The organism is Listeria sp. MAN/IMW/UF464 (assembly GCF_058683955.1).
The window spans coordinates 780035-793356 of the sequence record NZ_JBZWZP010000001.1 but is presented as its reverse complement, the minus strand read 5'-3'; the positions used below and the strand labels follow the sequence as shown (position 1 = coordinate 793356).

13 protein-coding genes are annotated in these 13322 nt (G+C 38.2%); 12 read left to right on the top strand and 1 reads right to left on the bottom strand.

What is annotated here, in order from left to right:
- Positions 1-8 precede the first annotated feature (8 nt).
- From AC4PG0_RS04080 to AC4PG0_RS04060, 5 genes are all read left to right on the top strand, one after another.
- Positions 9-1076, top strand: coding sequence for a BtaManbiosPhlase (locus tag AC4PG0_RS04080; protein WP_112119699.1), 1068 nt, complete (start codon positions 9-11; stop codon positions 1074-1076).
- Complete coding sequence (locus AC4PG0_RS04075; protein WP_492167416.1) at positions 1073-2746, top strand: phospho-sugar mutase; 1674 nt, start codon at positions 1073-1075, stop codon at positions 2744-2746. Before AC4PG0_RS04080 ends, AC4PG0_RS04075 begins: the two co-directional genes overlap by 4 nt.
- 451 nt (positions 2747-3197) lie before the next feature.
- Positions 3198-4739, top strand: coding sequence for a degradosome RNA helicase CshA (gene cshA, locus AC4PG0_RS04070; protein WP_492167417.1), 1542 nt, complete (start codon positions 3198-3200; stop codon positions 4737-4739).
- Positions 4740-4856: 117 nt separating this feature from the next.
- Positions 4857-5033, top strand: a complete 177-nt coding sequence (locus tag AC4PG0_RS04065) for a hypothetical protein (RefSeq protein WP_185504726.1) — start codon at positions 4857-4859, stop codon at positions 5031-5033.
- Positions 5034-5180: 147 nt separating this feature from the next.
- Positions 5181-5669: a QueT transporter family protein gene (locus tag AC4PG0_RS04060; protein ID WP_003724800.1), complete on the top strand. Its 489-nt coding sequence runs from the start codon at positions 5181-5183 to the stop codon at positions 5667-5669.
- A gap of 33 nt (positions 5670-5702) precedes the next feature.
- Here AC4PG0_RS04060 and AC4PG0_RS04055 read toward each other — a convergent pair whose 3' ends face one another.
- Positions 5703-6056 carry a winged helix-turn-helix transcriptional regulator gene (locus AC4PG0_RS04055; RefSeq protein WP_492167418.1) on the bottom strand — a complete coding sequence of 118 codons (354 nt, stop codon included), beginning with the start codon at positions 6054-6056 and terminating at the stop codon, positions 5703-5705.
- Between the two features lie 127 nt (positions 6057-6183).
- On the opposite strand from AC4PG0_RS04055, the gene AC4PG0_RS04050 reads away from it, so the two are divergent.
- The 7 genes from AC4PG0_RS04050 to AC4PG0_RS04020 all read left to right on the top strand — a co-directional run bounded on the left by AC4PG0_RS04050 (position 6184) and on the right by AC4PG0_RS04020 (position 13306).
- Entirely contained in the window at positions 6184-7350 is a 1167-nt protein-coding gene (locus tag AC4PG0_RS04050; RefSeq protein ID WP_010990656.1) for an MFS transporter, read from the top strand.
- A gap of 207 nt (positions 7351-7557) precedes the next feature.
- On the top strand, positions 7558-9576 hold the full coding sequence (locus tag AC4PG0_RS04045) for a BglG family transcription antiterminator (protein ID WP_492167419.1): 2019 nt from the start codon (positions 7558-7560) through the stop codon (positions 9574-9576).
- Between the two features lie 14 nt (positions 9577-9590).
- Positions 9591-9920 carry a PTS lactose/cellobiose transporter subunit IIA gene (locus AC4PG0_RS04040; RefSeq protein ID WP_003766105.1) on the top strand — a complete coding sequence of 110 codons (330 nt, stop codon included), beginning with the start codon at positions 9591-9593 and terminating at the stop codon, positions 9918-9920.
- Positions 9921-10256 (top strand): PTS sugar transporter subunit IIB, encoded by a 336-nt coding sequence (locus tag AC4PG0_RS04035; protein WP_003766106.1) that lies wholly within the window; start codon positions 9921-9923, stop codon positions 10254-10256.
- Positions 10257-10276: 20 nt separating this feature from the next.
- Positions 10277-11602, top strand: coding sequence for a PTS sugar transporter subunit IIC (locus tag AC4PG0_RS04030; RefSeq protein ID WP_003771099.1), 1326 nt, complete (start codon positions 10277-10279; stop codon positions 11600-11602).
- 22 nt (positions 11603-11624) lie between these two features.
- Positions 11625-12353 (top strand): glucosamine-6-phosphate deaminase, encoded by a 729-nt coding sequence (locus AC4PG0_RS04025; protein WP_492167420.1) that lies wholly within the window; start codon positions 11625-11627, stop codon positions 12351-12353.
- Positions 12353-13306 carry an aldo/keto reductase gene (locus tag AC4PG0_RS04020; RefSeq protein WP_492167421.1) on the top strand — a complete coding sequence of 318 codons (954 nt, stop codon included), beginning with the start codon at positions 12353-12355 and terminating at the stop codon, positions 13304-13306. The genes AC4PG0_RS04025 and AC4PG0_RS04020 overlap by 1 nt, the downstream gene beginning before the upstream one ends.
- Positions 13307-13322: the final 16 nt, after the last annotated feature.

Below are 13322 nucleotides of genomic sequence, written 5' to 3'. Positions count from 1 at the left end.
GAATAGAAATGAACATTTATCGTTATGAAGAAAATCCATTAATTACACCTTTAGACGTGAAACCAATCCATGAAGGTTTTGAAGTGATTGGCGCTTTCAACGGCGGTGTTGCCGAGTATAATGGCGAAGTGCTTTTACTTCTTCGTGTGGCAGAAAAACCAGTTAGTGAAGACCCAGAAATAGTTCTTGCACCAGTTTATAATGAGAAAAACAAAGAATTAGAATTACAATCTTTCCGTTTAGATGATGAAAATTATGATTTTGAAGATCCGCGAATGATTCGCAGTAAAGCAAAACTAGAAGGATTTTCTTATTTAACTTCTCTTTCATATATTCGAATCGCTCGCAGTAAAGATGGTCATCATTTTACCTTAGATGAAAAGCCGTTTTTATACCCATTTAATGAATATCAGACATTTGGGATTGAAGATGCTCGCGTGACACAAATTGGAGATACTTATCATGTGAATTTCAGTGCGGTATCTGAGTTCGGTGTAGCAGACGCATTAGTTACAACAAAAGACTTTGAAAATTTGGAGTATCAAGGCAATATTTTTGCTCCTGAAAATAAAGATGTACTTATTTTCCCGGAAAAAATTAATGGGAAATATTATGCACTACATCGCCCAAGTTTAAAAAGTATCGGTAACTTAGATATTTGGATTGCTTCTTCACCGGATTTGCGTAGTTTTGGAGATCATCGTCATTTACTTGGTATCCGTCCTGGTGAATATGACAGTGGTCGCGTTGGTGGAGGTTGTGTGCCAATCAAAACAGAAGAAGGCTGGTTGATTTTATATCACGGTGCAACTGAAGAGAATCGTTACGTGATGGGCGCGGCATTGCTTGATTTAAATGATCCAACAATTGTACTGAAAAGAACGAAAACCCCGATTTTAGAACCAGTAGCTGATTATGAAAAAAATGGTTTCTTTGGCGATGTTGTTTTTGCTTGTGGAGCCATTCAAGAAGGCGACACGTTACACATGTATTACGGGGTAGCGGATACTTCCATGGCAGGTTGCGATATGAAAATCAGTGAAATTTTACATCAGTTAGAAGTGGAAGCTAAATGACTTGGCAAAACTATTTGAATGCTTGGAAAAATGCCGATTTATCTGATGAGTGGCGAAGTGAATTAAAGCGAGTGGAACATGAACAGGAGCGTTTTGAAGGATACTTAACATTTGGAACAGGCGGAATGCGTGGAAAAATGGGGCTTGGCTCGAATCGCATTAACCTTTTTACAATCAGACGGGTGGCAAGTGGATTAGGCGAGTATGTGGCAGCAAATGGAGGCAAAGAGAAGGGCGTCGCAATTTTTTACGATTCTAGAAATAATTCAGACGTTTTTGCAGCTGAAACAGCAAAAGTATTATCAGCACTGGGCATTCGAGTTTATTTATCAGATACGATTCGTCCAACGCCAGCACTTTCTTTTTGCGTTCGGGAAACGAAATCCTTTGCCGGAGTAGTGATTACCGCGAGCCATAATCCTTCTATTTATAATGGATTTAAAGTGTATGATGAAAATGGATGCCAAATCACATTAGGTGCGGCACAGGAAATTACCAGCTATTTAAATAAAATAACGGATATTTTTCGTATACCAGTTCGAGAATTACCAAATTTGCTCGTTACTACCATTGGAAAAGAAATGGACGACGCCTATTTACAGGCTTTAACAAAAGTAATTTCTCGTCCGGAATTGGTTGCTGATTATGGAAATGAATTAGGGATTTGCTATACACCACTTCACGGAGCTGGTAAAGAACTAGTTATGCGAGGCTTAGCGGAAAATGGCTTTTCAAATACGCTACTTGTTCAAGAACAAAGTGAGCCAGACGGAGATTTCCCAACGGTTGTTTCACCTAATCCAGAAGAAGAAAATAGTTTTGAATTAGCTAAACTGCAAGCGCAAAAAATGCAAGCGGATATAATTTTGGCAACTGATCCCGATGCTGACAGACTCGGAGTAGCAGTTTTAACCAATCAAAACGAGTATCAAATTTTAACAGGAAATCAGCTTGGTGCTTTGTTATTAGACTATATTTTGTCGGCGAAAGAGTTTGTAACGAAAGAGGATACGATGATTAATACGATTGTCACTGGAGATTTAGGTGCCAAAATAGCAAGTCAATTTAGTATTCGTCACGTCCAAACGCTCACAGGTTTCAAATTTATTGGTGAAAAAATAGCCGAAATGGAAGGGACGCAAGCTAATTTTATTTTTGGCTACGAGGAGAGTTACGGTTACTTAATAGCGCCTTTTGTACGCGATAAAGATGCGGTACAAGCAGCATTACTTACAGCAGAAATGGCTCTTTTCTATAAAAAAGAAGGAACTACCCTGCTTGGAAAACTAACTTCTTTATATGAACAATTTGGCTATCATAAAGAATATTTGCACACTATTACCCTCGAAAACAACGATGGCGCTGCAAAAATGAATCAAATGATAGACACTTTACGAAAAGAACCCCATTTTTTACCAGAAATAGTAGCTGTTGAAGATTTTCTCACTAGTGAGCGAACAAATCTTCTCACAAAAGAAATAACAAACATCGAGCTACCTCAAGAAAATGTATTGAAATTTTACTTAAAAGACAAATCATGGTTCGCTGTCCGACCTTCTGGGACTGAACCAAAATGTAAAATCTATTTCCAAACCATTGCTGAAACAGAAGAAAACGCAGAAAAAGCAATGAATGACTTGAAAAGACGCGTATTAGCTGTATGGGACTAAAAAAAAGCTGGAAATCGTTTTCGGATGATTTCCAGCTTTTTTAAAATTAAAAATAACTAAAAACAGCTGATAAACGTACATTTAAAACGAAATAACTTTTTTTATTCGATAATAGCATGGAAAGATAAGGTTTTGACATTGAAAAGAAATTGTTATTGTGTTATGATGTTAGATGGAAGTTTATTAGGTTTATATTTAGCCTAGTGATTAATGAGGGCTTTTTTATTTGATGCGTTAGAACTGCTATAATGGCAGAGAAATTTTCTGATGCCGTGAATCATTTTGCTTGGTGCGCCCAGGCTTTTCTATTGCAGAAAAATGAAAATGAAAGATAGCAGTTTTCATAAAAACAACTGCAAATGAACAGACAAACAATCGTAATAAGCGTATTGTGATGAATTATAAAAGTAGCTCTCCTACCAAACTTTAAACAGGTAAAGGAGAAATGACATTGACAAAATTTTCGGAGTTCGGACTGGACGAAAAAATTGTAAAATCAGTAAATCGGATGGGGTTTGAAGAAGCAACGCCAATCCAAGAAAAAACAATTCCACTAGGACTAGCAGGTAAAGACTTAATCGGACAAGCACAAACAGGTACTGGTAAAACAGCCGCTTTTGGTCTTCCAATGATCCACAAAATCGACCAAAAGAATAACAACGTACAAGCTTTAATTATTGCTCCAACGCGTGAACTTGCAATCCAAGTTTCAGAAGAGCTTTATAAACTTAGCTATGACAAACATGTACGTGTGCTAGCGGTTTACGGTGGTAGTGATATTAGCCGTCAAATCCGTTCACTTAAGAAAAACCCACAAATCGTAGTTGGTACGCCAGGACGTATTTTGGATCATATTAACCGTCGCACACTCAAACTAGACCACGTGGAAACACTTGTACTAGATGAAGCAGACGAAATGCTAAACATGGGCTTCATTGATGATATTGAAACTATCTTAAAAGAAGTGCCAGCAGAACGTCAAACATTACTATTTTCTGCAACAATGCCTGATCCGATTCGCCGTATTGGTGAACGTTTCATGCACAGCCCAGAACTTATTCGTATTAAAGCGAAAGAAATGACTGCACTATTAATCGAACAATTCTTCGTAAAAGTGCACGAAAAAGAAAAATTTGACGTATTATCTCGTTTATTAGACGTTCAAGCACCAGAACTAGCAATTGTTTTTGGTCGTACGAAACGTCGTGTAGACGAACTATCTCGCGCGCTTGATATGCGTGGTTACGTGGCTGAAGGTATCCACGGTGACTTAACGCAAGCAAAACGTATGAGCGTACTACGCAAATTTAAAGAAGGAAAAATTGATGTTCTAGTTGCAACAGACGTAGCAGCACGTGGACTTGATATTTCCGGCGTAACACATGTATATAACTATGATATTCCACAAGATCCAGAAAGCTATGTTCACCGTATCGGTCGTACTGGTCGTGCTGGTAAAGAAGGTATGGCGATTACTTTCGTACAACCTCGTGAAATGGGTTATCTACGTATTGTTGAAGAAACTACGAAAAAACGTATGCAACCACTTCAAGCTCCTACTTGGGACGAAGCATTTGCAGGCCAATTACGCGTAGCAACTGAAAAAATTCAAGAAGCAATTACAGAAGAAAACTTAGCTGACTATAAAACGTTTGCTAACGAACTTCTTGAAAAATACGATGCAACTGACATCGCAGCAGCAATGCTTAAAATGTTAGCGAAAGAGCCAGACAAAACTCCTGTCCACATTACTGAAGAGCGCCCATTACCATCCCGTGGTGGCGGTGGCTACAAAGGTAAAAATGGTAAAGGTGGCGGCTATCGCGGCGGAAGCGGTAAAGGCGGAAGCTACCGTGATCGTAACAACAGTGGCAAAGGTCGTCGTAGCGGCGGCGGAAGCGGTTCTGGCGGTGGCGGCAATCGTGATCGTCGTGGCGGCGGAGAACAACGTAGCGGCGGCAACAAAGGCAACTACTCACAAAAATCTAAATAAGATTATTAGACAAATAGTTACCATATAGATAGACTGTAGATAAAGAAGTTTTAACTTTATCTACAGTCTATTTTTTTATAAATACTAATGTTAGGGAACGAGAGTGTGGCGCTCGTCATGAAGATAAACAAAATTATCGAATATATTGTCGTAGCAATCATCGTTCTAGTGTGGACTTACTTCATTGTCATTAAAGAAATTCTTCCTAAAAATATAGGATTTATTTCATTAGTAATTCTATCAATAGTTCTTTATTTTGTAGGCAAAAGGTTGAATGGGAAACATAGCAGATAAAAAACGGCTATACTCTAAGTAGCCGTTTTTTTATGTGCAATAATTCATTTACATTAACTTCCAAATATGAGAAAATAGCATGTTGGCAAAATTGCCACACGTGGTTCATTCATACCATCCCACGTAAAAAAACTAGGAGGAAAAATAATGAAAATGAAAATTTTGACGGTGAATGCAATTATCGCCGCACTGTATGTAGTGCTCGGGATGATTGTCGCACCAATTGGGTTTATGGCATTACAATTTAGAATACCAGAAATCTTTAACCACCTAATCGTCTTTAATAAAAAATACTTCTGGGGCATTATCGTAGGTGTTTTTATTACGAATTTATTCTTTTCCGGATTAGGTTGGATTGATTTAGTTTTTGGCGTAGCACAATCGGCTATTTCCCTTTTACTAATGATTGGAATTTCTAAATACGTTAAAGGAATTATTCCGCGGATGATTATTAATACGATCCTTTTCTCGCTAACGATGGCAATTATCGCTTGGGAGCTAGTGATTGTTTTTGACTTACCGTTCCTAATTACTTGGGCAACAACTGCGGCAAGTGAATTCATCGTAATGGGTGTCGGGATTCCGCTAATGTATCTATTAAATAAACGTTTAAATTTCCGTAAAATGATTGATTAAAAAACAGCCATCTTTTTAGATGGCTGTTTTTCCTTAATCGCGGTTTAGAAGAACAATATCTTCGTTTTTTGTAAGCAAAAGATCGACATGGTTTTCGCCCCATAAGCACAGTTTATTCAAGATTTCCGATAACGATTCACCGTATTCACTCAAATAATACTCGACTTTTGGCGGGATTTGCTCATATACTTTACGAATAATAACCCCGGATTTTTCCAGCTCGCGCAATTGTTGTGTGAGCATTTTTTGTGTGATGTTGGGGATGAGTCGTTTTAATTCGCCAGTTCGTTTTTTGCCTTCGCGTAAATGGCAAAGGATAACTGGTTTCCATTTTCCGCCTATAACTTCTAGTGTAGCTTCTACGCCGATATTGTATATTTTAGTCATCGTAATCCTCCTATAGGCACTTTTTAGTATCTATATGACTTTTAAGTACCTTCTTGTTATTCTGTACGGTATATAAGATACTGTATAACAGAACGAAACAATTTGCAATTTTTTAGGGGGAAATAACGTGGATATGAAAAAAGTAAATCCTAATTTGACACTTTTGGCGCTGGCGATTAGTGCGTTTGGGATTGGTTCAACAGAATTTATTAGTGTAGGGCTTCTTCCACTGATTTCTTCTAGTATGGGTGTGTCGATTAGTTCAGCGGGATTAACTGTATCGATTTATGCGCTAGGTGTGATGGTGGGGGCGCCGGTTTTAACAACAATGACGTCGAAAATGAATCGTAAAAATCTACTATTATTAGTAATGTTAGTATTTCTGATAGGGAATCTTGTCTCGGCATTTGCTGTAAGTTTTGGAATGCTCCTTACCGGGCGGGTAGTGGCGGCATTTGCGCATGGGGTGTTTATGTCGATTGCTTCGGTTATTGCGGCAGATGTCGTTCATCCGAGCAAACGAGCTAGTGCGATTGCGGTGATGTTTACAGGGCTGACCGTGGCGACTGTGACTGGGGTGCCACTTGGAACCTTTATCGGGCAACTATTTGGCTGGCGGATGTCGTTTCTGTTTATTGTTGTGATAGGCGTGATTGCCATTATTGCCAACTTCTTTTTAGTTCCAAAAAATTTATCTAATGCAAGTAGTATTTCATTTAAATCGATTGGGCAATTATTAGTTAATAAAAAAATCGTGATGGTATTACTCATGACGGCGTTTGGTTACGGGGGCACATTTGTTGTTTATACGTATTTATCGCCAATGTTTAGCAATATGGGTTATTCGACAAGTATGATAGTTATTTTACTGATTATTTATGGTGTGATGGTTGCGATTGGGAATACGATTGGTGGGCATTTTGCGAATGAACGCCCAGCTAAAGCACTTTTCGTGATGTTTAGTTTGCAAGGGATTACGTTATTATTGCTTCAATTTACGTCGACCAATGCTATTTTAGGTTTAATTACTATTATGCTAATGGGATTTTTCGCGTTTATGAATGTGTCTGGATTGCAGCTTTATGTGGTGCAATTAGCAGAACGGTATTTGCCAGAAACGGTGAGCATGGCTTCTGCGCTTAATATTTCTGCGTTTAATATTGGAATCGCGCTCGGAGCATTTATTGGTGGATTAGTAACGGAATATATTGGTTTAAGTTATACACCGATTGTCGGATTTTTGATGGTTTTCATCGCAATTATTTTAACTTTCTATATGAAAAAAGATAAATAGTTCAAATAATAGACCTTTTACAGTGAATGTAGAAGGCTTTTTTTGTGCTTTCGGTAGGTCTGACCTATTCCGGCAAGGTTTTTTTCCAGTTATAGTAAAATGGATAGTTTTTTTGTCCCGACAGGTCTGACAAAAATAGCTATATAGCTTATTGTAAGCCCTATCATGAAAATGATAAATTGAATTTAGAAAGAGGAGTGATACCTGATGAAACTAAATCAGCAGTGTATTCAAATTTTAGATTTTCTTATGGAGCAGGAAGATTTTAAAAATATTGGTTATATTTCTAACGCGCTTGGTTGTTCGGAGCGCAGTGTTCGTTATAGTTTGGAAAAAATCGATATTTTTCTCCATGAGCAAACGTTGCCAGCTCTTATCAGACATACGAGGAAAGGGGTGCTACTTCCAGAAAAGAACATCATAAATCCGGTGGTGAGTAAGTTCAAACAGCAAATCACGCCGAAAAAATATCGTTACAGCCAAGAAGAAGTACAGCAATTTTTACTATTAAAGCTTCTTTTAAGTGAAGAAGTGCTTCCGGTTACATATTTTGAAGAAGTTCTTTTTATTTCAAGATCTTCTGTGCTAAATCATCTACGCGCAATTGAAGGGGAACTTTTTTTAAATAACTTGGATTTGTCCCACCAACCGCGTCATGGATTTCTAGTGACTGGTAATTTAATTACGAAAACATCCCTTTTTGCGAGGAGTTTCTTGCGTTTTATTAACATCCGAGAATTTTATCAGTTTTTAGATTCAGAAAATAGCTTATCTAAAAAAGGAGAGTTATTTTTTTATAACCTTTTTGAGATGGAAGTTTTGCAGGAAGTGAATCGTGAGGCGCATTCGGTTGAAGAGAATATGACGCGTGCGATGGATGAGCAACTTTATTTAACCTTAATTGCTATTTTACTAAAACAACATGAAACGAAAGCAGATTTTAAGTTTACAGCGGATTTTGCGGTGACAGATGAGCTAGATAAAGCGCTAGAAACGATTATTGGCTCGCTCAAGCAGTACCAATATGGGAGTGAAGATGAAGCTATCATTGAAGCTTTTGTGAGAGGTATTTGCGAAAAAATGGGCGAAATTTATCAAGTGGATTTTGTGCATGGAGATACGGATTTTTTTACACAAATGAAGGCGCATATTAAGTTAATGATTCGGCGCGTTCGAGCAGGGGTTATTATTGAAAATCCGATTTTTAATGAATTTATGCGTGATAATCGCGAAATTTTTATGCGGGTGAAGGAAAGTTTGGAAGCATTAAAGCCGGTGTTGCCGATTTCTGTTAGTTCTCAAGAAATTTCATTTTTGGCGATTTACTTTGCATCTGAGGTACAGCGAAATAAACAAACCGTTGAAATGAAACCAAACTTATTGATTATTTGTCCAGAAGGGGTCGCGGTGTCAAATATGATTGCGATTCAGTTAAAACGAATGTTTGAATTTGAGTCGGTTCAGACGATTGGTCTTAGAAAATTTAAGCGTGATATGATGAAAGATTTTGACTTTGTTATTAGTACAGTGGATTTACCAGATATGCAAGATGCTAAAGTGCTCAGAATTAATAGCTATTTGCAAAAAGAAGATATGGAATTACTGCAAAAGCATTTACGAATGAAGTTGGTTAAAAGTGATAAGCAGATTATTAACAAATTTAGTAAGATTTTAGCGATTATAGCGGAAAATACGCAAATTAATAATTTAAGTAAGTTAGAGTTCGACTTATTGGAAGCGCTTATATCTGATGAGGGAGAGGCGCCAAGGAAAATTATCCCGCCATTTCAATTTACAGAAGAGGCCATCATTATGGAAGAAAATTGTCCAACTTGGCGAAAAGCAATTAAACTCGGAACAAAATGTATGGAGAAGCTTGGGGTAATTGAGCCTAGTTATCATGAAAAAATCATCCATAATTTAAAAGTTTATGGGCCATATATGGTTGTTGCGCCAGGTGTTGCGATTGCGCACGCGGGAGCAAGTGATGGTGTTTTGATGGATGGTATTGGGGTGACGATAATTGAGGACGGGATTATGTTTTTTGATAGATACGAAAAGCCGGTTCATGTCATTTTCACCTTGGCCTTAAAAACAAAAGAGGCACATTTAATCGTCGAACAATTAATGAAATTAGCGCTGAATGAAGAAAAAATGCAAAAAATTAAAATGGCTAGCTCAAAACGTGATATTTATCATTACGTTAAGTCAGCTATCTTTGAATGAGAGAGGGTTTCATAATGGACATAGAAAAAATATCGTTTTCACTAATATCGCTAGCGGGGGATTCATTTTCTAAATTAATTGAAGCATTACAAGCCGCAAAAGAATCGAACACAGAACTAGTAGATCAGCTTTTGAAAGAGGCGGATGATTTAATGATTGAAGCGCACAAAGTACAAACTGAAATGCTTATTCAAGAAACGAGAGGCGAACAAGCCAGTTTTTCTGTTTTACTCGTACATGCGCAAGATACCTTAATGAATACTATTTTAGCATCGACGTTAATTCGCGAAATGATTGAAATGCATCAAGAAATGAAAGCATTAAAAAAAGAGGAGGAAAAGTAAATGGAAATAAATCAATTACATGTACTTCTAGTGTGTAATCTAGGTGCATCAACCGGAGTAATGGTAACAAAAATGAAAGAAATTGCTCAAAATAGTGAAAAACTAAAGAATACAGATGTAAAAATCGAGGCACATCCTGCTGGAGAATTACGTGAGCATATTGAAGATTTCGATGTTATTTTAGTCGGGCCACAAATTAAACACCAACTAAAACATTTAAGTGAAATCGCAGCTGAATATAATAAACCAATCCAAGTCATTGATACGAAAGATTACGGCACAGTCAACGGCGCAAACATTTTAAAAGACGCGATTATCCTTAAAATGAACAAATAAAAAAAGTGGAGGGAAACAACATGTCGAGTAAAAACAAACAATCTTTTATGAACCGTTTTATCGCTTTTATGGAGAAGTATTTTGAGCCAGTCGCAGCTAGAATTGAAAAACAACGCCATATTTCCTCAATAAAAAATGGGATGATTGCTTTGATCTCGGTTTTAATTATTGGATCATTTTCGCTGATTATTTCAGCAATCGGAAATATGTTTCCAGCGGGTTCTGTTGTGAAAGAATTCTTTGTTCAAAACGCAGCAGCACTTAACTTACCGTTTCAATTTACGTTTGGATTACTATCGATTTATGCTGCCATAACTATTTCCTACAGCCATGCAAAACAAATGAAAGTACCCGTGTTACATAGTGTTATGGCCGCTGTTATGGTAACACTCATCCTCAATACGAAAATGGTTGACGGGGTTCTAAATACAGAATTTCTAGATTCAAGAGGACTCTTTATCGCAATATTTGCAGCACTTATTTCTGTTGAACTTATCGGTTTGTTTATTAGAAAAAATATTACGATTCAAATTAAAGGATTACCAGCGGGGATTGCGACTACTTTTGAAGCGATTATTCCACTCGTAGTACTGCTATTCAGTGCTGTTGGCCTTAGTATTCTAATGCAAAGTGTGACGAGCGGGCAAATTATTCCAGAAGCCTTCACGACGATGCTAGCTCCGGCGATTAATAGCATTGATACACCTTATGCAGTGTTCCTTATCTGTTTCCTTGAAATGCTATTTTGGTTTATCGGTCTAAATGGTTATGCGATTTTGATTGGTTTTGTGCTTCCATTTATGACACAATATTTAGGAGCGAACGCAGCTGCTTATGCGGCAGGAGAACCAATTCCGTACGTATTTGCGCCAAACTTCTGGGATTACTTCATGGGATTCTCAGGTTCTGGTATTACAGGAGCATTAGTTATTCTGGCTTTATTTAGTAAATCAAGAGAATTAAAAGCAGTCGGAAAAGTGTCTGTCGTTCCAGCGATTTTTACGATTTCCGAGCCAGTGGTATTTGGACTTCCAATCTGTTTTAACCCATATTTATTTATCCCATTCGTACTTGGAACACCTATTTTAGCAGTTGGTCAGTGGTTTGTATTCCACTTTGGTTGGGTTCGTCCGCCGATTGCAAATGTAGGCGGGACACCGATTCCACTCGCACAGTATTTAGCGACCATGGACTGGCGCGCGATTATTTTAATCATCTTCGTTCTCGCAGTAGCAGTTTGTATGTATTATCCATTCTTTAAAATGTATGAAAAGAGCTTAATCAAAGAAGAAACAGTGGTATCAGAACGTCAAGCGGCGCACGATGCACTGGACTTAGATTTCTAATACAGGAAGGTTGATTTGAAAAATGAAATTAATTATTAATGAAAATGAACAACTCGTCGCGGAAACGGTAAGTCAAAGAATCATCGAATTGGTAAAGGCGAAACCAGCTAGCCTCATCTGTATTGCTGGTGGGGATACGCCGTTACTTACGATTGAAGCCCTAATAAAAGCTAGTCAAGCTGGTGAAGTAGATTTCAGTCAAACGCAATTTGTTGGTTTGGATGAATGGGTTGGCTTAGGGCGCGAAACAAAAGGCAGTTGTATCCAAACGTTGTATGATGCGTTTTTTGACCGTTTAGAAGATGTTTCTAATGAACAAATTTGCTTTTTTGACGGGAAAGCGAAGGATTTAGCTGCCGAATGTGCTCGGGTAGATGCCTTTATTGATGAGCGAGGCGGGATGGATTTTATTTTGTTAGGGATTGGACTTAACGGGCATATTGGCTTTAATGAACCTTTTGTGCCGGTGGATGTGAACTGCCACGTGGTAGAGCTCGATGATGTAACGAAACGTGTAATGAGCAAATATTTCGATACAGACTTACCGTTAACACACGGAATTTCCCTTGGAATGAAGCAAATTTTAGCGGCGAAAGAAATTTACTTAGTAGCTACAGGAGCGAAAAAAGTCGACATCGTTAAACAAGTAATTGAAAAAGCGCCAACAGTTGCGATTCCTGCGACGCTCGTAAAAGAAGCAAATACAACCCTTGTAATTGATAAAGTAGCGGCTAGTGGGGTGAAGGCATAATGGAAAAAATTATTGTTCAAGGAAGGAAAAATGGCAAACAAATCGAGATAGCTTGTTCGAATTTAGTCATGGGAGCAGGAGATTTTTTACGCGCTGATAATATGGATTTTGCTGGTCCGATACTAGATCAATATTTTGAAATGGGCGGAAATATATTTGATACCGCGCGCCATTATCGTCATAGCGAAAAAGCAATCGGCACGTGGATGAAAGCTCGTGGTAACCGCGATAGTGTAATTATCCAAACAAAAGGCGGACATCCGGTACGAGAAGCAAGCGATGTGCCACGTGTTACGGCAGAAGCAATCCATGAAGATATTTCCGTCAGTTTAGACACGCTACAAACAGATCATGTCGAATTATTTGCACTTCACCGTGATAATCCAGAAGTAGAAGTGGGTGAGATCATGGAAGCAATGCATCAAGAAGTGGAAGATGGCCGGGTATATGCTATTGGACTATCTAACTGGGAATTGCCGCGGATTATCGAAGCAAACGAATATGCAGTAAGCCATGGTTTAACCCCACTAAGTTTCAATAGCCCTAATTTTAGTTTGGCAAAAGTGAATCGACCACGCTGGGAAAATTGTGTTTCAGCAAACGAAACGATGATTAACTGGCATGAAAAAACAGGCTTGCCGCTATTTTCTTGGTCGTCACAAGCTGGCGGGTTTTTCTCCGGTCGATTTTCTAAAGAAGATAGAAACGATACGGAAATGGTAGAAGTTTATTATAGTGAAGCAAACTGGGAACGCTTCAGTCGCGCCAAACAACTCGCTAAACAAAAGGGCTGTACACCAATTCAAATTTCGCTCGCGTATGTTTTAACACAATCTTTCCCAACAGCCGCAGTTATCGGACCGGAAAATGCTGCTGAACTTAAGTCATCTGTTTTGGCAGCAGAAATTACGTTAACGCAAGCAGAAGTTGACTGGCTTGATTTAAAGGCATAAGGAAAGGCGGAGAGAA